At 72.8% G+C, this 22879-nt stretch carries 23 protein-coding genes; 7 read left to right on the top strand and 16 right to left on the bottom strand.

Annotation, left to right across the window (positions count from 1 at the left end):
* Window positions 1–35: 35 nt before the first annotated feature.
* The 5 genes from OG556_RS33170 to OG556_RS33150 form a co-directional block, all read right to left on the bottom strand.
* The gene (locus OG556_RS33170) at window positions 36–905 is read right to left on the bottom strand and encodes a sphingomyelin phosphodiesterase (RefSeq protein ID WP_371515287.1); all 870 of its coding nucleotides are present in this window, start codon (window positions 903–905) and stop codon (window positions 36–38) included.
* A 345-nt stretch (window positions 906–1250) separates the two neighbouring features.
* On the bottom strand, window positions 1251–2681 hold the full coding sequence (locus OG556_RS33165; RefSeq protein ID WP_371515288.1) for a transglycosylase family protein: 1431 nt from the start codon (window positions 2679–2681) through the stop codon (window positions 1251–1253).
* A 131-nt stretch (window positions 2682–2812) separates the two neighbouring features.
* Window positions 2813–4579, bottom strand: coding sequence for a hypothetical protein (locus OG556_RS33160; protein WP_371515289.1), 1767 nt, complete (start codon window positions 4577–4579; stop codon window positions 2813–2815).
* 184 nt (window positions 4580–4763) lie between these two features.
* Complete coding sequence (locus tag OG556_RS33155; RefSeq protein ID WP_371515290.1) at window positions 4764–5066, bottom strand: hypothetical protein; 303 nt, start codon at window positions 5064–5066, stop codon at window positions 4764–4766.
* A gap of 194 nt (window positions 5067–5260) precedes the next feature.
* A complete protein-coding gene (locus tag OG556_RS33150) occupies window positions 5261–5575 on the bottom strand; it encodes a hypothetical protein (RefSeq protein WP_371515291.1) in 315 nt (104 codons plus the stop codon).
* Between the two features lie 174 nt (window positions 5576–5749).
* Between OG556_RS33150 and OG556_RS33145 the strand changes: the two genes are divergently transcribed.
* A complete protein-coding gene (locus OG556_RS33145; RefSeq protein ID WP_371515292.1) occupies window positions 5750–6745 on the top strand; it encodes a LuxR C-terminal-related transcriptional regulator in 996 nt (331 codons plus the stop codon).
* A gap of 100 nt (window positions 6746–6845) precedes the next feature.
* Here OG556_RS33145 and OG556_RS33140 read toward each other — a convergent pair whose 3' ends face one another.
* Window positions 6846–7301, bottom strand: a complete 456-nt coding sequence (locus tag OG556_RS33140) for a hypothetical protein (protein ID WP_371515293.1) — start codon at window positions 7299–7301, stop codon at window positions 6846–6848.
* A gap of 510 nt (window positions 7302–7811) precedes the next feature.
* On the opposite strand from OG556_RS33140, the gene OG556_RS33135 reads away from it, so the two are divergent.
* On the top strand, window positions 7812–9449 hold the full coding sequence (locus OG556_RS33135) for an alkaline phosphatase (protein ID WP_371515294.1): 1638 nt from the start codon (window positions 7812–7814) through the stop codon (window positions 9447–9449).
* A 139-nt stretch (window positions 9450–9588) separates the two neighbouring features.
* Here the strand turns inward: OG556_RS33135 and OG556_RS33130 are convergent, their stop codons facing one another.
* The 5 genes from OG556_RS33130 to OG556_RS33110 form a co-directional block, all read right to left on the bottom strand.
* Window positions 9589–9930, bottom strand: coding sequence for an ASCH domain-containing protein (locus OG556_RS33130; RefSeq protein WP_371515295.1), 342 nt, complete (start codon window positions 9928–9930; stop codon window positions 9589–9591).
* 187 nt (window positions 9931–10117) lie between these two features.
* On the bottom strand, window positions 10118–10315 hold the full coding sequence (locus tag OG556_RS33125; protein WP_371515296.1) for a DUF397 domain-containing protein: 198 nt from the start codon (window positions 10313–10315) through the stop codon (window positions 10118–10120).
* Window positions 10308–10586 carry a Scr1 family TA system antitoxin-like transcriptional regulator gene (locus OG556_RS33120; protein ID WP_371522496.1) on the bottom strand — a complete coding sequence of 93 codons (279 nt, stop codon included), beginning with the start codon at window positions 10584–10586 and terminating at the stop codon, window positions 10308–10310. The genes OG556_RS33125 and OG556_RS33120 overlap by 8 nt, the downstream gene beginning before the upstream one ends.
* Before the next feature lie 169 nt (window positions 10587–10755).
* The gene (locus tag OG556_RS33115) at window positions 10756–12036 is read right to left on the bottom strand and encodes a sugar ABC transporter permease (RefSeq protein WP_371515298.1); all 1281 of its coding nucleotides are present in this window, start codon (window positions 12034–12036) and stop codon (window positions 10756–10758) included.
* Window positions 12033–12818 (bottom strand): ATP-binding cassette domain-containing protein, encoded by a 786-nt coding sequence (locus OG556_RS33110; protein WP_371515299.1) that lies wholly within the window; start codon window positions 12816–12818, stop codon window positions 12033–12035. Before OG556_RS33110 ends, OG556_RS33115 begins: the two co-directional genes overlap by 4 nt.
* 158 nt (window positions 12819–12976) lie before the next feature.
* Between OG556_RS33110 and OG556_RS33105 the strand changes: the two genes are divergently transcribed.
* Window positions 12977–14254 (top strand): RNA-guided endonuclease InsQ/TnpB family protein, encoded by a 1278-nt coding sequence (locus tag OG556_RS33105; RefSeq protein WP_371515300.1) that lies wholly within the window; start codon window positions 12977–12979, stop codon window positions 14252–14254.
* Between the two features lie 60 nt (window positions 14255–14314).
* Here OG556_RS33105 and OG556_RS33100 read toward each other — a convergent pair whose 3' ends face one another.
* The 4 genes from OG556_RS33100 to OG556_RS33085 all read right to left on the bottom strand — a co-directional run bounded on the left by OG556_RS33100 (window position 14315) and on the right by OG556_RS33085 (window position 18310).
* Window positions 14315–15409, bottom strand: coding sequence for a sugar ABC transporter substrate-binding protein (locus tag OG556_RS33100; protein ID WP_371515301.1), 1095 nt, complete (start codon window positions 15407–15409; stop codon window positions 14315–14317).
* 340 nt (window positions 15410–15749) lie between these two features.
* On the bottom strand, window positions 15750–16124 hold the full coding sequence (locus OG556_RS33095; RefSeq protein WP_371515302.1) for a hypothetical protein: 375 nt from the start codon (window positions 16122–16124) through the stop codon (window positions 15750–15752).
* Window positions 16125–16262: 138 nt separating this feature from the next.
* Window positions 16263–17159 carry a neutral zinc metallopeptidase gene (locus tag OG556_RS33090; protein ID WP_371515303.1) on the bottom strand — a complete coding sequence of 299 codons (897 nt, stop codon included), beginning with the start codon at window positions 17157–17159 and terminating at the stop codon, window positions 16263–16265.
* Window positions 17160–17407: 248 nt separating this feature from the next.
* Complete coding sequence (locus OG556_RS33085; RefSeq protein ID WP_371515304.1) at window positions 17408–18310, bottom strand: EamA family transporter; 903 nt, start codon at window positions 18308–18310, stop codon at window positions 17408–17410.
* A 48-nt stretch (window positions 18311–18358) separates the two neighbouring features.
* Here OG556_RS33085 and OG556_RS33080 point away from each other — a divergent pair, with 48 nt between their 5' ends.
* Both OG556_RS33080 and OG556_RS33075 read left to right on the top strand, forming a co-directional pair.
* The gene (locus tag OG556_RS33080) at window positions 18359–18928 is read left to right on the top strand and encodes a MarR family winged helix-turn-helix transcriptional regulator (protein ID WP_371515305.1); all 570 of its coding nucleotides are present in this window, start codon (window positions 18359–18361) and stop codon (window positions 18926–18928) included.
* Window positions 18925–19446, top strand: a complete 522-nt coding sequence (locus tag OG556_RS33075) for a DUF6328 family protein (RefSeq protein ID WP_371515306.1) — start codon at window positions 18925–18927, stop codon at window positions 19444–19446. Before OG556_RS33080 ends, OG556_RS33075 begins: the two co-directional genes overlap by 4 nt.
* A gap of 87 nt (window positions 19447–19533) precedes the next feature.
* On the opposite strand, the gene OG556_RS33070 is transcribed toward OG556_RS33075, so the two are convergent.
* The gene (locus tag OG556_RS33070) at window positions 19534–21096 is read right to left on the bottom strand and encodes an MBL fold metallo-hydrolase (protein WP_371515307.1); all 1563 of its coding nucleotides are present in this window, start codon (window positions 21094–21096) and stop codon (window positions 19534–19536) included.
* 78 nt (window positions 21097–21174) lie between these two features.
* Between OG556_RS33070 and OG556_RS33065 the strand changes: the two genes are divergently transcribed.
* Together OG556_RS33065 and OG556_RS33060 are read left to right on the top strand one after the other, a co-directional pair.
* Window positions 21175–21852, top strand: coding sequence for a TetR/AcrR family transcriptional regulator (locus tag OG556_RS33065; protein WP_371515308.1), 678 nt, complete (start codon window positions 21175–21177; stop codon window positions 21850–21852).
* A gap of 307 nt (window positions 21853–22159) precedes the next feature.
* Entirely contained in the window at window positions 22160–22807 is a 648-nt protein-coding gene (locus tag OG556_RS33060) for an AAA family ATPase (RefSeq protein WP_371515309.1), read from the top strand.
* The last annotated feature ends 72 nt before the right edge of the window (window positions 22808–22879 follow it).

Genomic DNA, 22879 nt, shown 5'->3' with positions numbered 1-22879 from the left:
CGGAACGGACGTGCCGGTCCGCGGCCGGCCCGGGCTCAGCGGCCCGCGGTCACCGGGTAGTGGTCGCTGTAGTCGGTGAAGACCCGGCCGCCCGCCTCCCAGCTCGGCGAGGAGGTCTTCAGGACCTCGCTCGTCCAGGCGTCGCACGGCGGGGCGTGGCCCTTGCGGAGCAGGACGTGGTCCGTGTCCTCGGCGGGGTCGGCCGGGTGGCGGTGCAGGGCGGCGTCGTTGGCGATGGTGTCGAAGGAGTACTTCCAGCCGGTCCGGGGGCCCGCCTCCTGGAGGTTCCCGAAGCCCAGGACGTCCTGGAAGTCGGGTGAGTGGCGGTCGGTGTTGAAGTCCCCGGCGACGATCACCGGCTCGTGCGCGGGGATGCGGCGGTCCGTCAGGAAGACGTCGATGTCGCGCAGCTGGGAGCGGCGCATGATCCTCGCCTGGCCGGTCAGGCACGCGCCGTCGTCGGACTGCAGGTGGGTGCCCACCACGTGCACGCGCCGGCCGTCGACCTCCAGCACGGCGTAGGCGAAGCCCTTGGCGGCCTCGGCGTCCCAGCCGCAGGCCACGTCGTAGACGTACTGCTCCATCCGCAGGATGGGCCACCTGCTGAGGATCGCGACCCCGCCGCGGGCGTGCAGCGGGGAGATCTGGCGGCCGTGCGTGGCGGCCCAGCCCGACTCGTCCACCCCGACCACCGGCGTGCGGTGGCGGTACCCCCGGCCCTCCAGGCCCTGCATCAGCTCCTCGGAGGGGCCGGGGTCGAAGAGTTCCTGGAAGACCAGCACGTCGTGGTCCGCGACGTACGCGGACTCGGCGATCAGCCGCGAGCGCGCCGCGTTGTTCCAGTCGCCCTCGCTCTTCTGCGTCAGCCAGGACAGGAACATCACGTTGTGCGTCAGAACCTTCAAGGCCGTCCTCTCCGAACCGGCGGGCGCGGGGCGCACACACGGCGGAACCGGTCCGGGGCGCCCCGCCCCCCAAGTGAAGGGGGTCGGCCCGCGCCCGTCGGCGTCGACGCGCCGGTGCCCTCGCGGACGCCACGGGGCGCGGGAGGCACTGCGGGCTCGCGGCAGAGCCGGTCGGGGCGTGCACGGACGATTCCGCGCCGGTGCGCAGCCGCCCATCCGGCCGCAGGGGGGGGGCGAGCACGGCGCGGCGCGGCACGGCACGGCACGGCGCGCGGCAGGACGGCGGCACGCGTCCGAGCCGCCCGGCGGGTGCGGCCGGGCGGCTCGGGGTGGTCGGGGCCGGGGTTACGCGGTGGCGGTCGGGAGCTTGGCGGTCAGCGCGGTCGGGACGCTGACCACGTCGGCGAGGCTGTACTTGCCGGGGCCGAAGTCGGCCGCGGTGAGGGCCTTCTTGCCGCCGCCCGCGACCAGCCAGACGGTGGGGCTGTCGGGCGAGAGCAGCAGGGTGCCGTCGGCGGGGGCGCTCTTGGCGGCGGCTGCGCCCAGCCAGGTGCCGGGGACGCCGATGAGCGGCTGCTTGTCGTAGCCCATGGCGGTGAAGTCGGCGTAGGTCAGGGAGACCGCCAGGCCGCCGGCCATCACGTAGACGGTGGAGTCGGTGCCGGCGGCGTCGGTGAGGACCGTGCCGTTCTTCAGGGGCTTGGCGACGGCGCCCTGCAGCCAGGCCTCGGGCACGCCCATCAGGGTCCTGGTGTTGTAGCCGTCGGCGGTCCACTCGCTGCCGGAGATGTGCAGGGCGCTGCCGTTGACCATGACGTACATCGACGGGTCGGTGCCGGCCTGGCCGTTGACGACGGTGCCGTTCGGGACGGTGGCCTGGGTGGCGGAGGCGAGCCAGGCGCCGGGGACGCCCATGTCGGCGCGGGTGTTGTAGCCGTCGGCGGTCCATTCGGCGCCGGAGATGGGCAGGGCGGCGCCGGCGACGACGACGTAGCGGGCGTTGCCGCCGGCCTGGTCGTGGACGACGAGGCCGGTCGGGAGGGTGTTGGTGAGCGCGTTCTGCAGCCAGGCGGTGGGGACGCCCATGTCGGGGCGGGTGTTGTAGCCGGCCGCCGTCCAGTCCGCGCCGGAGATGGTCAGCGCCGCGCCGGCGACGACGACGTAGCGGGCGTTGCCGCCGGCCTGGTCGTGGACGACGGTGCCCTCGGGCGGGGTGGTGGGCAGGGCGTTGAAGCGGGCGTCGTCCACCAGGACGATCTTGCTCAGGTCGTAGCCGTCGGGGGCGACGTCGGAGCCGGTGACGGGCAGGCCCGCGCCGCTGATCAGGACCTTGACCGAGGCGCCGTTGGGCGACTTGACGAGCGTGCCGGTGGGCAGCGACGCCGGGTCGGGGTAGGAGGTGCCGGCCGGGTAGGGGTTGGCGTGGTCGGCGCCCAGGTTGGCCCCCGGGCCGCAGATCGGCCAGGCGCCCTGGCCCTGCTTGGCGAGGACCTTCTCGGCGATCAGGATCTGCTGCTGCTTGGTCGCCCGGTTGGCGTAGGGGGCGTACTGGCTGCCGCCGTAGGCGAGCCAGGTGCTCTGGGAGAACTGGAGGCCGCCGTAGTAGCCGTTGTTGGTGTTGATGCTCCAGTTGCCGCCGCTCTCGCACTGGGCGACCTTGTCCCAGGTGGACACCGAGGCCGCGGAGGCCTGGCCGCCGAGGGCGAGCGGGGCGGCGAGGGCGAGCAGGGCGGTGGCGGCGACGAGGGCCGGTGTCTTGCGGGCGGCGGCGGTCATGACGGAAGTCCCCCTGGGCAGGTACGGGTTGGCGGGTCGGACGAGCGGGTGCGTGCAGGTGCGGTGCGGGGCGTGCGGGCGCGGGGCGGCCCGGCCGGTGGTGGCCGGGCCGCCCTGGCGGGGTGGGTGCGTCAGGCGACGGTGGGGAGCTTGGCGGTCAGCGCGGTCGGGACCTTCACCACGTCGGCGGCGTTGTAGGAGCCGGGCGCGGCCGCCTTCTTGCTGCCGCCGTTGACGACCTGCCAGACGGTGGGGCCGTCGGAGGACTGGAGCAGGGTGCCGTCGGCGGGGGCGCTCTTGGCGGCGGCCGACTGCTCCCAGCTGCCGGGGACGCCGCGCAGCGGCAGCTTGTCGTAGCCGAAGCCGGTGAAGTCGGCGTAGGTGAGCGGGACGGCCAGGCCGCCGGCCATCACGTAGACGGTGGAGTCGGTGCCGGCGGCGTTGGTGATCAGGGTGCCGTTGGCGAGCGGACGGGCGACCTCGGCGGCCTCCCACTCCTCCGGGACGCCCAGGACCGGCTGGTTGGCGTAGACGGTGCTGAACTCGGCGCTGGTCATCGGCAGTGCGGAGTTGTTGGCCATCACGTAGATCGACGGGTCGTTGCCGGCCTGGCCCTTGATCAGGGTGCCGTCCGGGACGGTCTTCTTGGCCGTGGCGTTGAGCCACTCGCCGGGCACGCCCATCAGGGACTGGAGGTTGTAGCCGTCGGCGGTCCACTCGGAGGCGGAGATGTGCACGGCGGCGCCGTTGACGACGACGTAGCGGCTGGGGTCGGTGCCGGACTGGTCCATCAGGACGGTGCCGTTGGGCATGGGCTTGGCGATGGCGGCCTTCAGCCAGTCGGTGGGCACGCCCATCAGGGACTGGGTGTTGTAGCCGTCGGCGGTCCACTCGGAGGCGGAGATGTGCATGGCGGTGCCGTTGACGACGACGTAGCGGCCGGCGTCGGTGCCGGACTGGTCCATCACGACGAGGCCGGTGGCCGGGCCGGTGTTGATCGCGCCCTTCAGCCAGCTGGACGGGACGCCCATGTCGGGGCGGGTGTTGTAGCCGTCGGCGGTCCAGTCCGAGCCGGAGATGAACAGTGCCGCGCCGCCGACCACGACGTAGCGGGAGGAGCCGCCGCCCTGGTCGTGGACCACGGTGCCGGGCGGCAGCGCGGTGGGCAGGGCGTTGAAGGCGCCGTCGTCGACCTGGACGATCTTGCTCAGGTCGTAGCCGTCGGCGGCGACGTCGGAGCCGGCGACCGGCAGGCCCGCGCCGTTGATGATGACCTTGACCGAGGCGCCGTTCGGGGACTTGACCAGCGTGCCGGAGGGCAGCGAGGACGGGGAGGTGTTGACGTCCTCGACGACGTTCTTGTAGCGCCGCGCCTTGTAGTCGCCGTTGGGATGGCTGTCGAACTTCGCGGCGTTGATGGAGGCGCCGGCGATGTGCTTCACCGGGGTGGAGCCGAAGGAGTAGTAGGAGAAGGTCGTGTGGTTGGCGTCGTCCCACTTCTCGAAGAGCAGGACGTGGTCGTAGAAGCTGTTGAGGACGTCCCCGGGGCGCAGGTCGCTGCGCGGGATCTCGTAGCTCTCGTCGGTGGCGATGGACTGGGTGGTGGCGCTGTAGCCCAGGTGCCAGGCCATGGAGACGTAGCCGGAGCAGTCCTTGCGGTAGTAGCGGCCGCTGGAGTCCGGGAAGGTCGCGCCCTGGTTGTAGGTGAGGCCCGGGTTCTGGTTGAACCAGTACTGGGCGCGGGAGAGGATCTCCGACCGGGTGATCTGGCCGCCGACGGTGGACGAGGCGGCGGCGTGGGCCGCGGTGGTGGTGAAGGCCGTGGCGGCTATCGCCCCGGAGGCCGCGATGGAGGCGGCGAGGGTGATGCGGGCGAGCTTGGAGAGCGCGGAGGGCATGACGGAACGTCCTGACGGTGTGAGAGCGGCGGTGGGCGCCCGGCGCGGGCGCGGGAAGTCGGGGGGCGTGGCCCGGAGGGAGGCGGACAGCTGCCCTGCAGGAGCAGCGGTCGGGTGGCCTCGGGCGACGGCGGGGCGGGTCAGTCCCAGATGGTGTTCACGGCGGTGGCCGGCGCTGGACTGGTCAGTCCCAGATGGTGTTGGCGGGGGTCACGGTGACCGGCGCGGGGCCGTCCCAGATGGTGTTGGCCGGGGTCACGGTGACCGGCGCGGGGGCCGGGGCGTCCCAGATGGTGTTGGCCGTCGTGGCGGCCGGGGCCGGGGCGGGGGCGGGGCTGTCCCAGATGGTGTTGGCCGTCGTGGCGGCCGGGGCGGGAGTGGGGCTGTCCCAGATGGTGTTGGCCGAGGCCTGGCCGGCGATCGGCAGGGCGGCGGCGAGGGCTAGGGCGGCGACCGCGGCGGCCTTGGCGAGCGGGGTGCGAAGCATGGAGTGGACCTCTTTCGAGAACTGGACGGGTGGCGGTGAGTCCGGTGTCGCGTCCCGCGGTTGACGCTCGGCCGGTTTGCCTCCGGGCGGTGGGCCCTGCTGGCGAGTACTAGCTTCGTCGCAGTTCAGAGCGGGTGGAAGGGCTCTCCGGTGGACGGAAACGGCAGCGTCCGGATCCGTCCAGCCGGGCCGGATCAGTCCAGCAGGCGCTCGTAGAACGGCGTGACGAGTGGGGCGCCGACGCGGGTGAGCGTCCAGCCGCGCAGCGCGGGGACGGTCTCGACCGCGCGCCGGCAGAACGCGTCGACGACGGTCTCGGCGGCGCTCAGCCGGCCGGCGACCAGGTAGACGCCGAGGACGGCGCCGGGGCCGGCCCCCTCGTGCACGGCGACGTGTTCGATCCGCTCCTGGGGCCGCGCGCTCGCCAGCAGCACCCCGGCGGTGTCGGGCCCGAGCGCTGCTGCCGGGGCCGGGACCGGGGCCTGGATCTCGGCGTGAATCAGGTACATGGAACGGACTCTGCCGAACCGTCGACATCCCGGCATAGAGGATCAACCTGGACGGTTCCGGCGGTGGCCGGAACCGTCCACGGGCCCTTGCTGGCCCCCTCTCGCACTCGCGTGCGATGATCGCGTACGCAGCGATTGGCGATTCAGGCCTTACACACCGGGGGGTAACGAGGCATGCTGACCGCACTCGGGCTGGATGCCGTGTCGGAGAGCGTCTACCGCAGCATGCTCGCGCATCCCGGCGACGGGGTGCGGGCGCTGGCGGAGCGGCTCGGGCGCAGCGAGGAGGAGGTCCGGCGCTGTCTGGACCTGCTGAGCGAGCTGGCGCTGATCCGGCCCTCCTACGAGCGGGAGGGCGAGCTGCGGGCGGTGTCGCCGCAGGTCGGCATGGAGTTGCTGATGGCGCGCCAGCAGGCCGATCTGGCGGCGCAGCAGCTGCGGATCGAGGCGTCCCGGGCGGCGGCTGCGCAGTTGATCGCGGAGTACGCGGATCTGCGGCCGGCCGCCTCGCACGCCGGGGTGGAGCAGTTGGTGGGCCTGGACCAGATCCGGGACCGGATCGCGTCGCTGGCCCGTGGCCTGGCGACGGAGATCATGACCTTCGCGCCGGGTGGCGGGCATTCTCCGGAGAGCATCGAGGCGTCCCGTCCGCATGACCGGGATCTGCTGGACCGGGGGGTGCGGATGCGGACGGTGTACCTGGACAGTGTGCGCAACAGCCAGCCGACGGTGGCGTACGTGGGCTGGCTGGCGGAGCTGGGCGGGGAGGTGCGGACGGTGCCGGAGCTGCCGACCCGGATGATCATCTTCGATCGGGCGACGGCGCTGATCCCGGTCAGCGGGGACGACACCCGTGCGGGGGCGGTCGTGCTGACCGGTCACGGGACGCTGGTGGCGCTGTGCGCGCTGTTCGAGCACGTGTGGGGTCAGGCGCGGGAGCTCGGGCCGTCGGTGGTGCGGGACGAGGGCGGGCTCAGTGCGCAGGAGGCGACGGTGGTGCGGCTGCTGGCGCAGGGGCTGACGGACGAGGCGATCGCCAAGCGGCTGGGGGTGTCGTCGCGGACGGCGCAGCGGGTGGCGACGGATCTGATGGAGCGGCTGGGTGCGCGCAGTCGTTTCGAGTTCGGGATGCGGGCGGTGCAGAACGGCTGGCTGCCGCAGCAGTTGTAGGGCCGGCGTTCGCGCGGGCGGCTGGTGCGGGTGTGGGTCCGCCCGCCGCCCCCGGGTCGCGGGGGCGGCGGGCGGCGCCGGAGGTGTTGGAGCGGGGCTGCTAGAACGGCGGGAGCGTGCCGAGCTTGACGTCGCCCGTGTAGTGCTTGCCGAGCGCGTCGAAGTCGTAGTACAGGTGCACGTCGTCGCCGACCAGGTAGAACCTCTGCGTGCCGTTGACGAACGGCGACAGGCCCAGGTGGAAGGTGATGCCCTCGGTCAGGCTGCCGGAGGCGCTGCCGACCTTGACCTTGCCGAGGAACGGCACGTTCGCGTACACCACGATGGACGCGGAGCGGGCGGTCGTGTCGAGGGTGAGCGTGGTCTCCAGCGGGCCGGTGACGTAGGTCCAGGACTGCACGTCCGTGATGGCGGGCGTGACGTTCTGGACCACTGCGACCGGGGCCAGGGCAGGGGCCGGGGCGGCCGCCATGGCCGCCGTGCTGCCGAAGCCGACTGTCAGGACGGCGAGGCCGGCCACCACAACACCCGCACGACGTACAAAGCGGTTCTTCATGGTTCCCTCCCAGAGGTGTGAGCTGATGGTCGGGTCCCCCGGGGTGATTCCTATCAGTCAACTCGCTTGGGGTGCCAGCGTGTTGTACATCACGAGCGCCCTCCGGCGTAAAAGTGGACCCCCCCGTTCGGGTGGTTTTTCTTGACTTTGCCAGCACCTCTGTGCAGTGGGGGCGGCTCTCGTCGCGCGGCCCGTTCCGGGTACGGAGCAGCCGTCCCCTCGTGCGGGTTCGGGGCTTTGCCGGGCGGCCGCCGTCCGGGGCCCGCGGGCGGGCCGGAGCCGGTGGCGGGCCCGGGAGGGGGCGCGACGGCCTGCGGCCGCCGGCCAAGTGGACCGGTCGCGCGGGTGACGCTACGCGCGTCCGTTTCCGTCCACCCGGGGGGATTTGTCGGACCTTCACGGGTCCCCCATCAGATGATCACTCGGCTGCCGGAATTCCGACCCCTGGCGTACGGCGCGGTCCACTCGAATTCCTTCGCACACCGCCGAGCAGCGAAAGGCCTTCACCCCATGACCCGCCCTGCCGACCGCCCCTCCCCCGACCAGCAGCTGCGCGAGGCCGCCGCGCGGCTGGACCGGCGCCGCTTCCTCACCGTCACCTCGGCCGCCGCCGCGCTGGCGTTCACCGTCAACCTGCCGTCCGCGCACGCCGAGGACGCCGAGTTCGGCCCGCGCGCCATCACCGGCGACCCGTTCACCCTCGGCGTGGCCTCCGGCGACCCGCTGCCCGGGGCCGTCGTGCTGTGGACCCGCCTGGCGCCGCGCCCGCTGGAGCCCGGCGCCGGGCTGCCGCCCGCCGGTTCGGTGCGGGTGGGCTGGGAGCTGGCCCGCGACGAGCGGTTCCGCAAGGTGGTGCGGCGCGGCAGCGCCCGCGCGCACGCCGAGTTCAACTACGCGGTGCACGTGGACGTCGACGGCCTCGACGCGGACCGGGTGTACTGGTACCGCTTCACCGTCGGCGCCTGGAGCAGCCCCGTGGGGCGCACCCGCACCGCGCCGGAGCGCGGGCGCAGGCTGGACGCCGTGCGCTTCGGGCTGGTGTCCTGCCAGGCCTACGAGGACGGCTACTTCACCGCCTACCGCCACCTGGCCGACGAGGACCTGGCGGCGGTGTTCCACGTCGGCGACTACATCTACGAGTACGGCATCGACGCGGCGGGCGGCGACCGCAAGTACACCGACCGCACCCTGCCGGCGCTGTTCGACCACGAGACGGCCACGCTGGAGGACTACCGGCTGCGCTACTCCCTCTACAAGAACGACCCCGACCTCCAGGCCGCGCACGCCGCCCACCCCTGGTACGTCACCTGGGACGACCACGAGGTGGAGAACAACTACGCGGCCGGCATCCCCGAGAAGGGCCAGGACCCGGCGCCGTTCATCGCCCGCCGCGCCGCCGCCTACCGCGCGTACTGGGAGAACATGCCGCTGCGGATGCCGCAGCCGCGCGGCACCGAGCTCACCCTCTACCGGCGCGTCCACTTCGGGCAGCTCGCGCAGTTCGACATCCTCGACACCCGCCAGTACCGCGACGACCAGGCCAACGGCGACGGCTGGCAGTACCCCACCCCGGAGTCCGAGGACCCGCGGCGCACCCTGATGGGCGCCGCCCAGGAGCGCTGGTTCGCCGAGGGCCTGCGCCGCTCCCGGGCGACCTGGAACGTCGTGCCGCAGCAGGTCGTCTTCTCCCGCCGCAAGAACACCACCGCCGAGCGCTCCAAGCTCTCCATGGACGCCTGGGACGGCTACCCGGCCGCCCGCGAGCGCTTCCTTTCCGCCGTCGACCGGGCCGGGGTGGAGAACCTGGTGCTGCTGACCGGTGACGTCCACGTCGCCTACGCCCTGGACGTCAAGCGCGACTTCGACAAGCCGGACTCGCGCACCGTGGGCGTGGAGTTCGTCGGCACCTCGATCAGCAGCGACGGCGACGGCGAGGAGAAGCCGTCCAACTGGCAGAACCTGATGTCGGCCAACCCGCACATGAAGTTCTACGACGGGCGGCGCGGCTACACCACGCTCACCCTGGACCGCCACCAGGTCCGCGCCGACTACCGGGCCGTCTCCCACATCACCCGCCCCGGCGGCACCGTCACCACCGCCGCCTCCTTCGTCACCGAGGCCGGCAACCCGGGCATCCGCCCCGCCTGACCCGCCACCCCCCAGGTCCCGCCGCTCACGGGGGCGGCGGGGCCCCGGGGCCCCGCTGGTTCGCCATCGGCAACCTCATCCCCGCCGCTGCGCAGGAAGTCGGCCCCGCCGACTTCCTGCGCAGCGCGGTCGTCCCCGGCTACGGGGCGAGCCGCAGGTGGATCGCGAGGACGCCGAGCCGTTCCTTCTCCAGCGGGTAGATCTCGCGGCAGGCGGCGAGGAGTTCGGCCCGGCTCATCCCCTCGGATCCGATCGCCTCCAGGTCCTCGGCGTCGAGCATCTCATCGAAGCTCGGGTACTCCACCACCTCGGTGACCCGGGTGCGGTAGCGGGCATCCCCGGATTCGAAGACGAGCAGCTGCCCCGGATGGATCTTTCGCATGCCGGGGTAGCCGACGCGCACCTCGATGGTCTTGGTGCCGGCGGCGATCAGGTCGAGATAGGGGCGGCGGATCCGGATGACGCGTTCCTGGTCTGGCATAGGGTGGTGTTCCACTTCTATGGGGAGCGTGTACCCGGCGCCAGACCGCGGCCCGCACGGCCTGGCGCCGGTGGAACCTCCGTCACCCCTTGCCCGCAGGAGAAGCGCCGTGCCCCCGGCTGCCCGCCTATCGGCGATGCACTCCTTGGAAGCAACCCCAGCCGGAGGCCTCACATCCGGCTTCGATTCAGACTTCGCCGAACTCGCCGCTTCGGACAGTGGCAACGAACGAGTCCCAGCCCTCGGCCGAGAAGGCCAGCGTTGGACCCTGGGGGTCCTTGGAGTCTCGGACCCTGCCCGGGTGCGCATCGTCCACCTCTATGCAGCCGCCCCCGCCGTTGCTGTAGGTGCTCTTGCGCCACTTGGCGCCCGTTGGGTCATGCATGGTCCAGTTCCTTCCCTGTCTCCCGGATCACGGCCGAACTGTCCGGCCGGCTGAGCGCGTTGACCTGGAGTCGATCATGTCTATCGACCCATCGGGCCGCCGTCTCGGCATCTTGTTCCAGGTATCCCCGTTGAAGCGTCTCCGTGTACCCGACCAAAGCACGATTGGGGAAGGTCAAGGATGGGACAGCGGCAGGAAGTCGGGCCCGCCGACTTCCTGCGCAGCGAGCGCGGTCGGCTCGGGTGGGGTGACTGGCCGGTGACCCCGCCACCTGCGGGTCGATGCGTCGACTCCCCGCGATTGCCCAAAGGTTGACCGACCGCCGCCCGCAGGAAATACGCCCGAGCCCGATCCTTTGCCGCTTGTCGGCAAAGGAACGGGCTCGGGCGTGCTGTGGAGGTCTGGGACCTTCCACAGGGCCCCGGGGCGTTCGGGGTTGGCTAGGTGCGGGCGGCGGTGCGGGTGCGGCGGGAGAGGGAGTCCAGGACGACGGCGGCGAGCAGGACGGCGCCGGTGATCATGTACTGGATGGCCTGGGCGGCGTGGACCATGTCCAGGCCGGTGGTGATGGACTGGATCACCAGGATGCCCAGCAGCGCGGACCAGGTCTTGCCGCGGCCGCCGAAGAGGCTGGTGCCGCCGATGACGGCGGCGGCGATCGCGCTCATCAGGACGTTGCCGCCGCCCAGTTGCTTGTCGGCGGCGCCCTGCTGTGAGGCGTAGAACAGCCCGCCCAGGCCGGCCAGGAACGCGGAGAGCATGAAGACGGAGATCCGCACCCGGGCCACGTTGACGCCGGCGCGCCGGGCGGCCTCCACGCCGCCGCCGACCGCGAAGATCCGGCGCCCGTAGGAGGTGCGGCGCAGGACGAAGTCGGTGAGGACGACGACGCCCACCAGCACGACCAGGGGCAGCGGCAGGCCGCGGTCCTGGTTGAGGGCGTAGGCGGTGGCGAGGGTGAGCACGGCCAGGGCGCCGGTGCGGATGGCGGTGTCGGCGGTGGGGCGGGCGGTGAGGCCGGCGGCGGTGCGCCGACGGGCGGTGCGCAGGTGGGCGAGCAGGTAGAGGGCGGGGGCGAGGACCGCCAGGGCCCAGGCGTAGGCGATGTCGCCGTCGCCGAGGAAGGTGGTGTCGAGGGTGGCGATGAGGCCGCCGTGGCGGTTGTTGACGGTGCCGAGGTCGCCCAGGACGTACTCCTGCAGGCCGCTCCAGGTGAGCATGCCGGCGAGGGTGACGACGAAGGCGGGGACGCCGACGCGGGCGAAGAAGAGGCCGTGCAGCAGGCCCATGACGGTGGCCGCGGCGAGGGCGGCGAGCACGGCGAGCCATTCGGCGACGCCCTGGCGCACGGCGAGGACGGCGGCGACGGCGGCGCTGGCGCCGGCGACGGAGCCCAGGGAGAGGTCGATCTCGCCGAGGAGGAGGACGAAGACGACGCCGACGGCGATGAGGCCGGGGCCGGCGATGAAGCGGGTGATGTTGGTGAGGTTGTCGGCCTGGAGGAAGTGGCCGGTGACGGACTGGAAGATGACGGCGATCAGGATGAGGCCGACGACGACGGGCAGGGAGCCGAGTTCGCCGGCGGCCAGGCGCCGGCGGGCGGCGTTCAGGTAGCCGGCGGGGCCGGCGGCCCGGGTGTGCAGGCGGGGGTCGGCACCGGGGGCCACGGGGTCGGCGCCGGGGGCCGCGGGGGTGTCGGCGGGGGTGCTGGGCGTGGTCATGCGGCGTCCTCCTCCCCGGCGTGGCGGGCCTGGCGCCGGGCGTGGGCGTTGTCGGTGGCTCCGGTGATGGCGGAGACGATCTGCTCCTGGGTGGTGCCGGCGACGGGGAAGACGCCGTTGTTGCGGCCCAGCCGCAGGACGGCGACGGTGTCGGCGACGGCCCGCACGTCGGCCATGTTGTGGCTGACGAGGACGACGGCCAGGCCGCGTTCGCGCAGCCGCTCGACGAGGTCGAGGACCTGGGCGGTCTGTTCGACGCCGAGGGCGGCGGTGGGCTCGTCCAGGATGACGAGGGCGGGCTCGCCGACCAGGGCGCGGGCGATGGCGACGACCTGGCGCTGGCCGCCGGAGAGCGCGGCGACGGGGGTGCGCACGTCGGGGATGCGGATGGCGAGGGTGTCGAGGAGTTCGCGGGCGTGCTGCTCCATGGCGACCTCGTCCAGGAGCCCCCGGCGGCGTTTCTCACGGCCGAGGAACAGGTTCGCGATGACGTCGAGGTTGTCGCACAGGGCGAGGTCCTGGTAGACGGTGGCGATGCCGAGGGCCTGGGCGTCCTGGGGGCGGGTCAGGCGCACGGGCTCGCCGTGCCAGGTGATGGTGCCCTCGTCGACGGGGTGGACGCCGGCGATGGTCTTGACGAGGGTGGACTTGCCGGCGCCGTTGTCTCCGACGAGGGCGAGGACTTCGCCGGTGTGCACGTCGAGGCCGACATCGGTGAGGGCCTGGACGGCACCGAAGCGCTTGGAGACCGAGCGCAGCTGGAGGACGGGTGCGCCTGTCACCGGATTTCTCCTAGGATGTACCCGGCTTCGACCGGGGAAGATGAGGGTCCTGCCGCTTGGAGGGCTGCGGGGCCTTGACTCTGAACCGCGAAGCGGCGAAACGGTCTCCGGGTGTACTGACGAGAACCGTTGTCAGTGGCCTTCGGTAGGTTGATTTTGTGCATCTCCGGTACTCCTATCGCCTCTATCCAACGGCAGGTCAGCGCTCTGCGCTGGCCCGGACTTTCGGGTGTGCGCGGGTGGTGTACAACGATGCCCTTACGGCGCGGAAGGAAGCCCGGAAAAGCGGACAGCCGTACCCCGGGAGCACCGATCTCCAGAAGCTGGTCATCACGGCGGCGAAGAAGACCGCTGAGCGCGCATGGCTGGCGTCGGTGGGCGTCGATCCGCTGATCCAGTCCCTTCGGGACCTGGACACCGCGTACCGGAACTTCTTCGACTCGGTGTCCGGCAAGCGCGCCGGGCGTCCGGCCGGACTGCCATGTTTCAAGTCGAAGCGCGATCCCCGGCAGAGCTTGCGGTTCACCCGCAACGGTTTCCGCATCCGGGGCAACGGGAAGCTGAACCTGGCGAAGATCGGCGACGTGCGGGTGAAGTGGTCCAGGGCGCTCCCGGCCAACCCGTCGTCCGTGACGGTTCTGCTGGACCCGTCCGGGCGTTATCACGCCTCCTTCGTGGTGGACGTCGGACCCACTCACCTGCCGGAACTCGCGGCAGAGGTGGGGATCGACCTCGGCTTGACCAGGTATGCCGTCCTGTCCAACGGGGACGTGATCGACAACCCGCGCTTCCTGCGCAAGGCGGAGAAGAAGCTCAAGGCCGCGCAGCGGGAGCTGTCCCGCAAGGCCGAGAGGTCGAAGAACCGGGCCAAGGCCCGAGCCAAGGTCGCCAAGGCTCACGCCAAGGTGGCCGACACCCGCAGGGACTGGCTGCACAAGCAGACCACCAGACTGATCGGCGAGAACCAAGCCGTCTACCTGGAGGATCTGAACGTGCGCGGCCTGGGCCGTGGCCGTCTGGCCAAGTCCGTCCACGACGCCGGATGGGCCACCTTCCGGCGACTCCTCGAAGAGAAAGCCATTCGGTACGGTCGGCACATCGGCATCGTGCGCCGCGCGTTCCCGTCCTCCCAGCTCTGCTCGAAGTGCGGGCACCGCGACGGACCTAAACCCCTCGCGGTACGCGAATGGGCCTGTGGTGTGTGCGGTGTCCTGCATGACCGTGACCTCAATGCTGCTCGCAACATCCTGGCCGCCGGGCAGGCGGACAGGCTAAACGCCCCCGGAGGGCCGGTCAGCCCTGGCGTGGCAATCCCACGCCAGGCACGGCCCGTTGAACGGGGAACCCACCGGAACGCCGGCCGTACGAGGGCGAAGCCCCGTACCGTAGGCAGGACCGGAATCCCCGTGGTTCGACACGAGGAGGATGTCAAATGAACCTTCTTCTGCGGTGGTGGACTTGGACCCGGTTCGAGCCGGGCGGCTGGGCGGGCCGGGCTACTTGAGGCCGGCGGCGGCGCAGGCGGCGGCGTAGTCGGCGGTGCAGATGTCGGAGACCTTGTAGAGGCCGTCGGCGACGACGGTGGTGGCGATGTTGGCCTTGGTGACGACCTTGGCGTCCAGGAACTTGGCGGGGATGGCCTTGTCGGTGGCGCTGTCGATGGTGGCGGTGGCGACGGCCTTGACGTCCTTGCCCTTGAGGAGGGCGACGGCCAGTTCGGCGGCGGAGTCGGCGAGCGGGCGGTAGGCCTTGTAGATGGTGAAGGCCTGGTCGCCGTTGACGATGCGCTGGATCGCGTCGAGGCCGGCGTCCTGGCCGCCGACGGGGACCTTGATCCCGGCGCCCTGGAGCTGGGTGATGATGGCGCCGGCCATGCCGTCGTTGGCGGAGTAGACGGCCTGGAAGCCGTTCTTGCCGAGCTGGGTGACGGCGGCGCCGATCTTCTGGCCGGCGACGGTGGGGTCCCACTGGCCGGACTGCTCGTAGACGATCTTCTTGACCTTGGCGTCGAGGATCTTGTGGGCGCCGGTCTTGAAGTCGGCGGCGTTGGGGTCGGCCTCGTCGCCGTTGATCATGGCGACGTTGGCGTCGACGGCCTGCGCGCCGAGGGCGTCGACCAGGGCCTGGCCCTGGAGTTCGCCGACCTTCTCGTTGTCGAAGGAGGCGTAGGCGGCGACCGGTCCGGTGGCCAGGCGGTCGTAGGCGACGACCTTGACGCCCTTGGCGGCGGCCTCCTGGACCCAGCCCTGGGTCGACTTGGCGTTATAGGGGTCCAGGATGATCACCTTCACGCCCTGGGCGAGGAGGGTGTCGAACTGCTGCTTCTGCTTGGCGGCGCTGCCCTCGGCGTTGTTGTACAGGACCTTGCAGTCCGCGCACAGGGCGGCGACCTTGGCCTCGACGAAGGGGCGGTCGAAGGATTCGTAGCGGGTGGAGGAGGCGTTCTCGGGTAGGAGCAGCCCGATGGACTTGCCGTCTCCGGAGGCGGCCGCGTCCTTCTTGTCGCCGCCCGCCTTGCCGCAGGCGGCCATGGACAGGGCCAGTGAGATGCCGGTGGTGGCGATGAGGACGCGACGCAGTGCTGCGTTCATGGGGGTGCCTCTCCCTGACGTCGCCGCGGCTCTGCGGCGGGGTGGGGGGAGTTAAACCTGAACGCGTACATGACGTCAATAAGTAAATTCAGACTGCGGGCGATGCGCCTCTACTCGTTATCTTCATGAACACTGACGGGGAGTTGAAACCTGGAGGAAGCTCCAAATGACGGAACGGCGGCGCCCGTTGTGGGGCCCGCCGTTCAAGAGTCGATCAACCTGTCGGAGCGTCAGGAAGGTGGGGCGCCCGCCGTCCCCCGTGCGGCGGGCGCCCCCGTTCGGAGGTGGTTCCGGTGTGTCAGGGACGGTGTGTCAGGGACGGCGCGTCAGCGGCGGCGCGTCAGGGGCGGTCGAGGGTGATCGAGTTGATCGGGCCCAGGTCGTACCAGACGCCCTTCTGCGCCGGGATGTCGTAGACGCAGTTGCCGCCGCCCGAGCTCTTGCACAGGTGGGCGTGGGCGCCGCCGGACTGGTTGTTGAGGACCCAGTGGTTGCCGTACTGGTTGCTCAGGTTGTGCGCGCCGTAGCTCCAGTACACGTCACTCGGGGCCGAGGCCGGGTCCTGGTTCTGCGGGTAGACGCAGACCGCCCCGTACGGACAGCCCGCCCAGGAGCCGTCGGCGGCGCCGGCGCTGCCGGTGCCCAGGGCGGTCAGGCTGGTCAGGGCCGCGGTCGCGAGGGCGAGGGCGGCGACGGCGTGGGTGATCCTGCGCATGGATGGTTCTCCCTTGGCTGGTGCGCGGCCTGACGTGGGGTCCGGCCGGTGCTCAGCAGCCTAGGAACGCGGGCGCGGCGGCGGTCCCTGACATCTGACAGGGGCGCGCCGCCGCACTCCGGGAGCCGACGTGCGCGGCTAGGACTTGCCGAAGGTGTCGCACTGGGCGAGGTCGCCGGTGCGGTAGCCGGTGGTGAACCAGGTCTTGCGCTGGTCGGAGGAGCCGTGGGTCCAGCTCTCCGGGTTGACCCGGCCGGTGGCCTGCTGCTGGATCCGGTCGTCGCCGACGGCCGCGGCCGCGTCCAGGCCCTGGGCGATGTCCTGGTCGGTGAGGGAGGCGATCAGCGGCCGCCCGGTGGAGGGCTGCGGGGTGGTGGTGGCGTGGTGCGCCCACACCCCGGCGTAGCAGTCGGCCTGGAGTTCCAGCTTCACGGAGGCGCTGTTGGCGCCCTGGCGGTCGTTGCCCACCTTCTGCATGGTGCCGAGGAGGTTCTGGATGTGGTGGCCGTACTCGTGGGCGACGACGTAGGACTCGGCGAAGGGCCCGCCCTTGGCGCCGAAGCGGGCCGAGAGCTCGTTGAAGAAGCCGAGGTCGAAGTAGGCCTTCCGGTCGCCGGGGCAGTAGAACGGGCCGACGGCGGAGGTCGCCGGGCCGCAGGCGGTGGAGACCTGACCGGTGAACAGCACCGTCTCGGCGTTGCGGTACGCGGTGCCCGTGCGCTTGGGCAGTTCGGTGCGCCAGAACTCCTGCACGCTGTTGGTGACCGCCACGATCCGGCAGTCCTGGCGCCGGTTGGCGTCCGCGCCGGTCTTGCAGGCCTGCTGCACCTCGCCGGCGGTGTGCGCGCCGTTGGAGGTGGTGGAGCCGCCGCCGGAGGACAGGCCCAGCAGTTGGGGGTCCACGCCCAGGACGACGGCGAACAGCACGACGATCAGGCCCACCGCCCCGCCGCCGATGGCGACCTTCCCGCCCGGGATCCCGCGCCGGTCGTCCACCTGTGAGGTGTCGAGGTCGCCCTGGTCGTCGAACTGCATGCCCCTGCCCGCTTCTGTCGTGTTTGTCAGTACTGGTGACGGTCTGTGCCGGTGACGGCCCGCCCAGCCTACGGGCAGCGGGCGCCGGCACGGCGCAGCGGGGGCGCGGGCGGCGGGGTCCGGACGGGGGTGGGGCCGGGCGGCGACTGCGGCCGTGGACGTGGACGTGGCGATCGGGCACCGCTCCCCCGAGGCCGCGCGCGCCGTCCTGGACCACCACCTGGCCCGACTGCTGAACTGACGGTCCGTCAATTCCCGACGCGGATACCGGACTCGGGCGCGACGGAGGCCTCGGCAGGGCGAGCGGGCCCGCGGGGGCGGCCGAGCAGGACGCCGGCCAGGACCAGCGCCAGCCCGCACACCTGGCGCGCGCCGAGCCCCTCCCCCGCGAGGCCGGCGCCCAGCAGGACGCCCGCGAGCGGGTTGAGCAGGCCGAGCAGGCCGACCGTGCCGGCCGGCAGGTGGCGCAGGCCCGCGAACCAGAGGGCGAAGGCGAGGGCGGTGGCCACCAGGGCGACGTAGCCGAAGGCCGGGAGCGTGCGGGCGTCCATCGCCGGGGGCGCGCCCTCCGCGGCGGCGGCCAGGGGCAGCAGCATCAGGCCGCCGGCGGTCAGCTGCCAGGAGGTGGCGGCCAGCGGGTCCGCGCCCTCGCGCCAGCGGGCGGCCAGCACGTAGCCGACGCAGGAGACCAGCATCGCCGCCACCGACGCCGCCAGCCCCGCCCCGCTGACCGCTCCGCCCGCGCCGAGCAGCGTCAGCGCCACCCCGCCCAGGCCCACCACCGCGCCGACCAGGTGGGCGCGGTGCGGGCGCTGCCCGGCCAGCGCCCAGGCGGTGAGCAGCATCGCCAGCGGGGAGGCGGCCATGACGGTGGCGGCGGTGCTGGTGGGCAGCAGTTGGGAGGCGAGGTAGAGCAGGACGAAGAACACCGCGGTGTTGAGCAGTCCGAGCAGGGCGCTGCGCCACCACCAGGGCCCGTGCGGGCGGCGGCGGGAGAGGGTGAGCAGGACCAGTCCGGCGGGCAGGGCGCGCAGGGCCGCGCCCCACAGGGGCCGGTCGGCGGGCAGGTAGGCGTGGGTGACGTAGTAGTTGGCGCCCCAGGCGAGCGGCGCGACCGCGGTCAGCAGGACCCACCGCAGATTGGCTTCCATGGAAGGCAATATACCTTCCTGGGAAGGTACTGGCGGTAGGGTGGGCCCATGGAGCACCAGCAGCACCCCCGGACGCCCTCCCCGCCGGGCGCGGACACCGACCACGTGGCGCTGATCCAGGCCCAGTGGCGGCGCGAACGCCCCGACCTCGACGTCTCCCCGCTGGCCGTCATCGGCCGCCTGCACCGCCTCGCCGCCCGGCTGACCGGCGAACTCGCCCTGGTCTACTCCCGCTACGGCCTCGGCGAGGGCGAGTTCGACGTCATGGCCGCGCTGCGCCGGGCCGGCGCCCCCTACGAGCGGGCCCCCGGGGAGCTCGCCGCCCACACCATGGTCACCACCGGCGCGATGACCAAGCGGATCGACCGCCTCGAACGCGCCGGGCTGGTCACCCGCCGCCTCGCCGAGGGCGACCGGCGCGGGCGCGTCGTCGCCCTCACCGACGCCGGCCTGCGGCTGATCGACGAGGCGTTCACCACCCACATCCGCAACGAGCACCGACTGCTCGCCCTGCTGTCCCCCGAGGAGGCCGCCGCCCTGCAGACCCTCCTCACCGCCTGGCAGCACCGCCTGGACGGCACCGCAGCGGGCGGCGGACCAGCAGAATATGACGCATGACCAGCACCCCTCCACCGTCCCAGCCCGAACCCGGGCCGCCCGTCGCCCCGTCCCCGTCCGGCGTGGAGAGCCCGGAGGCCCGGGCCGACCGGCGGCTGGTGGAACTGCTGCAGGAGCTGCGGGTGCTGCAGACCGGCGTGCAGATCGTGTTCGCGTTCCTGCTCGGGGTCGCCTTCACCCCGCGCTTCGCCACCCTCACCGACGGCCAGCAGGACGTCTACGTCACCACCCTGCTGCTGGCCGTCATCTCCTCGGCCGTGTTCGCCACCCCGGTGGCGCTGCACCGCGGGCTGTTCCGCCACCCCGGCAAGGCGCGGATCGTCAAGGTCTCCGTCCACATCGCCCAGTTGGGCCTGATGCTGCTCGCCTGCGCGCTCACCGGCGCCGTGCTGCTCGTCCTGGACGTCGTGCTCGGGACCGCCACGGCCCTGGCCATCACCTCCGTCGTCGCGCTGATCTTCGCCGGGCTGTGGTTCGTCCTGCCCTGGGTGGTGCGCCGCCCGCTGCACGACGACTGAACCGGGCGCGGCGGGCCGGTCCCGGACGGCGGCGCGCGGGCGCGCCGTGTGGTGAACTCCGGTCCCCCACAAGGCGGTCGGCGACGGTCAGCCCGCCGCCACGGGCGGGGCGAGCCAGTCGTCGAGGGGGACGCCGCAGCTGTTGACGATGCCCGCGACCAGCGCGTAGGCGCCGACGAGGGCGAGCAGTTCCAGCAGCTGCGGGGTGGAGTGGCGGTCCGTCAGCTCACGCCAGGTGGCCGGGGAGAGCGCGTGGTCCCCGCACAGCTCGTCCACGGCCCGCAGCAGCGCCCGGTCGCCCTCGTTCCAGCCGGGGGCGTCCGGTCCGCCGAGGACGCGGGCGATCTCGGGCCCGGTCAGGCCGGCGGCGGCGCCGAGGCGGGCGTGGTGGTGCCACTCGTAGGCGCAGCCGGTGCGGTGGGCGGTGCGCAGGATCGCCAGTTCCCGTTCGCGGGGCGGGAGCAGGCCCTGGGCGAGCCGGGTGAGCAGGGGCACCAGGGCGACCAGCAGGTCGGGGTGGTGGCCGACGGTCGCCAGGACGTTGAGCACCGGACGGCCCGCCAGCGGCCCGGCGCCGCCGGCGAGGACCTGCGCCGCGGGGCCCTCCAGGCGTCCGGCCAGGGCGGCGACCTCGGCGGCGGGCCGCGGCGCGAGCCTCGGGGCCGCGTCGGCGGGGCGCGGGGTAGCGCGCGGGGCGGCGTGCGACTCGGCGTGCGGCTCTGCGTGCGGCGCCGCGTAGTGGTCGAGACGGCCCATCAGCTCCAGCTCGTCGGGGGTGCCGTCGCCGTTGAGCTCGCGGTAGACGGCGCCGACGTTGAGCACCAGCCGCTCGGGGTCGGCCCAGTGGGCGAAGCCGTCCAGGTCCATCTCCCGGGCCGCCTGGAGGACGGGCAGGCCGGCCCGGTGCGCGCGCACGGCGTGGCCGTGGAGCCGTTCCAGGTAGTCGCGGAGGGCACGGACCTCCGCTGTGCCGACGACCGGCCCGTGCCCGGGCACGATCGTCTCCGCGTCCAGGCCGAGGATCAGGTCGCAGGCGGCGATCCAGCCCGACACCGGACCGCTGTGGACCACCGGGTGGCCGCCGACGAACAGGATGTCCCCGGTGAACAGCACGCCCGCGTCCGGGACGTGGACCAGCACGTCACCGGCGGTGTGGGCCGGGCCGACCTCGATCAGCCGGACGCTGCGCCCGCCCACCGCGACCTCCAGTTCGCCGCTGAAGGTGCGGGTCGGCGGGGTCGGGGTGATGCCGGTGAAGTCGAAGGCCTCACGCATCCGTTCGACGACCCGCGGGAGCGGGATGTCGCCCGGGGAGGCGAGCAGCTCGTGCAGGCGCTCGCCGCGCATGTGGGCCGCGGCGGCCTCGGAGGCGAGGATCTCGGCGTCCGGGAGCAGCTGGTTGCCCCACCAGTGGTCGCCGTCGCTGTGGCTGTTGACCAGGGTGCGGATGGCGAGCCGGGGCAGGGCCCGCGTCATCGTCTCCAGCATGGCGCGGGTCCGCGGGACGGTGAACAGGGTGTCGACGAGCAGCCCTTCGCCGCCGGAGACGACCAGCCCGGCGTTGCTGAAGCCCCAGGTGCCGCTGGGTTGCAGGTAGGCGTAGGTGTCCTCGGCGATCGCGTGCAGGCCCAGGGTGAAGGGGACGGCCATCGCTTGACCTCCTCAGTAGGTGTACCGGAGTACCAATGTGTACTCCAGTACCAAAGTGGATTCAAGTACACTCGTCGCGTGAGACCGACAGCACCTCAGGAACCCGCGGCACCGCAGGAACCGGCCGGACCCCGGGACGGGCAGGGCCGGCCGGACGGGCCCGCCGGCCAGGACCGGCGCGGGCAGCGCCGCAGCGCCACCCGCGAACGGCTGCTGGCCGCCGCCCTCGACCTGTTCGCCGCCCACGGCTACGCGGCCACCACCTACGACCACATCGCCGAACGCGCCGACACCGGCCGCCAGACGGCCTTCAACCACTTCCGCCGCAAGGAGGACTTCGTCACCGCCTGGGTCCGGCAGCGCCACGAGCTGCTGGACCGGCAGGAGGCGGCGGACGCGGCCGACGGCGGACCGGTCGTCGAAGCGCTCGCGGACGAGCTCCGCGCCCTCGCGCGGTTCAACGAGCAGGACTACGCGCTGGCCAAGGAACTCCACGACAGCGGGGTCCTGCACGCCGCCTTCGGCCTGGGCGCCGCCACCCCGCACGCGATCCTCGCCACCGTCACCCGCGGCCGGCAGCGCGGCGAGATCCGCCCCGACCTCGACCCGGCCGCCGTCGCCGACCTCGTCTTCGACTGCTACGTGACCGCCCTGAGCCGCTGGCTGGCCAGCGACGCCGCCTTCCCGCTCGCCGACGCCCTGCTGGCCAGGCTCGCCGTGCTCGCCGACGGCTTCGGCCCGCCGCGCGACGCCTGACAACCGACCAGCCCCGCGCGGCGCCTGACAACCGACATCTGAGGCCCGACACCTGACGCCCGATGCCCGGCGCCGCCGGGACCGCCCGTACGCCCGCCTCCCGCTGCCGCCTCCCGCCACCCGCTTCCCGTCACCCGCGCCGCACCGGGGGCGGGCGCGGCGCGGGTGACGGACGGGACCGGGCCGGGGCCGGCTGTCGGGCGCCGGGGGCCAGGCGAGGAAGACCCACATCTCCCTCACCCCACAGAGCCCGCCCGCCCCCGAAACCGCTTACCGCCCCACCCCGCGCGGCGGGTACCGTGCCCGGATGCACAGCAACGACAGCAACGGCAGCAGGGACGGCAACGGGGACGGCAACGGCAGCGCCCCCACCTGGGACGTCCTGCTGCTCGGCGGCGCCTCCGGCCTCGGCAAGAGCCGCGCCGCCGCCGAACTCGCCCGGCACAGCGGCGCGTTCGTGGTCGAGTTCGACGACGTCGTCGCCGCCCTGCACGCCGCCACCACCGCCGAGGGCCACCCCGGCCTGCACCACTTCGACGGCCTCGACGACCCCGACGCGCTGCCCGCCGACCGCGTCCTGGAACTGCAGATCGCCACCGCCCGCGCCCTGGACGACGCCCTGCTCGGCGTGGTGCGCAACCGCCTCACCGTCGACGTGCCCGCGATCGTCGAAGGCGACTACCTCACCCCGGCCGCCGCCGCCCGCGCCGCCGCCGAGGCCGCCGGACAGGGCCGCGTCGTGCGCGCCGCGTTCCTGCACGAGGGCGACGCGGCCGGCATCAGCGCCAACTACGCCCGGCGGGAGCCCGAATCCGGCCCGCAGGAGCGCCGCGCGGCCGTCAGCGCCCGCTACTCCCACTGGCTCGCCGACCAGGCCCGCACCCACCACCTGCCCGTCCTGGACTGCCGCCCCTATCCCACCCTCGCCGACCGCCTGCGCCGCGCCCTGGCCTGACCTGACCTGACGGCTCAACCGGCCCTGACCTGCCCCGGCCCGGCCTGACCTGACCTGACGAAAGGGTCCACA

Origin of the sequence: Kitasatospora sp. NBC_01300 (assembly GCF_041435235.1) — a bacterium.
GTDB lineage: Bacteria > Actinomycetota > Actinomycetes > Streptomycetales > Streptomycetaceae > Kitasatospora.
Note: the sequence above shows the minus strand (reverse complement) of the source record. Positions and strands in the feature narration are given on the sequence as shown.

Excerpts from the sequence above, each read along its gene's own strand:
- OG556_RS33150 (WP_371515291.1), bottom strand. The coding sequence starts at position 5,575 with ATGTACCTGATTCACGCCGAGATCCAGGCCCCGGTCCCGGCCCCGGCA.
- OG556_RS33140 (WP_371515293.1), bottom strand. The coding sequence starts at position 7,301 with ATGAAGAACCGCTTTGTACGTCGTGCGGGTGTTGTGGTGGCCGGCCTC.
- OG556_RS33160 (WP_371515289.1), bottom strand. The coding sequence starts at position 4,579 with ATGCCCTCCGCGCTCTCCAAGCTCGCCCGCATCACCCTCGCCGCCTCC.
- OG556_RS33165 (WP_371515288.1), bottom strand. The coding sequence starts at position 2,681 with ATGACCGCCGCCGCCCGCAAGACACCGGCCCTCGTCGCCGCCACCGCC.
- OG556_RS33090 (WP_371515303.1), bottom strand. The coding sequence starts at position 17,159 with ATGCAGTTCGACGACCAGGGCGACCTCGACACCTCACAGGTGGACGAC.
- OG556_RS33135 (WP_371515294.1), top strand. The coding sequence starts at position 7,812 with ATGACCCGCCCTGCCGACCGCCCCTCCCCCGACCAGCAGCTGCGCGAG.
- OG556_RS33100 (WP_371515301.1), bottom strand. The coding sequence starts at position 15,409 with ATGAACGCAGCACTGCGTCGCGTCCTCATCGCCACCACCGGCATCTCA.
- OG556_RS33060 (WP_371515309.1), top strand. The coding sequence starts at position 22,160 with ATGCACAGCAACGACAGCAACGGCAGCAGGGACGGCAACGGGGACGGC.
- OG556_RS33075 (WP_371515306.1), top strand. The coding sequence starts at position 18,925 with ATGACCAGCACCCCTCCACCGTCCCAGCCCGAACCCGGGCCGCCCGTC.
- OG556_RS33095 (WP_371515302.1), bottom strand. The coding sequence starts at position 16,124 with ATGCGCAGGATCACCCACGCCGTCGCCGCCCTCGCCCTCGCGACCGCG.
- OG556_RS33115 (WP_371515298.1), bottom strand. The coding sequence starts at position 12,036 with ATGACCACGCCCAGCACCCCCGCCGACACCCCCGCGGCCCCCGGCGCC.
- OG556_RS33130 (WP_371515295.1), bottom strand. The coding sequence starts at position 9,930 with ATGCCAGACCAGGAACGCGTCATCCGGATCCGCCGCCCCTATCTCGAC.
- OG556_RS33125 (WP_371515296.1), bottom strand. The coding sequence starts at position 10,315 with ATGCATGACCCAACGGGCGCCAAGTGGCGCAAGAGCACCTACAGCAAC.
- OG556_RS33155 (WP_371515290.1), bottom strand. The coding sequence starts at position 5,066 with ATGCTTCGCACCCCGCTCGCCAAGGCCGCCGCGGTCGCCGCCCTAGCC.
- OG556_RS33085 (WP_371515304.1), bottom strand. The coding sequence starts at position 18,310 with ATGGAAGCCAATCTGCGGTGGGTCCTGCTGACCGCGGTCGCGCCGCTC.
- OG556_RS33145 (WP_371515292.1), top strand. The coding sequence starts at position 5,750 with ATGCTGACCGCACTCGGGCTGGATGCCGTGTCGGAGAGCGTCTACCGC.
- OG556_RS33080 (WP_371515305.1), top strand. The coding sequence starts at position 18,359 with ATGGAGCACCAGCAGCACCCCCGGACGCCCTCCCCGCCGGGCGCGGAC.
- OG556_RS33070 (WP_371515307.1), bottom strand. The coding sequence starts at position 21,096 with ATGGCCGTCCCCTTCACCCTGGGCCTGCACGCGATCGCCGAGGACACC.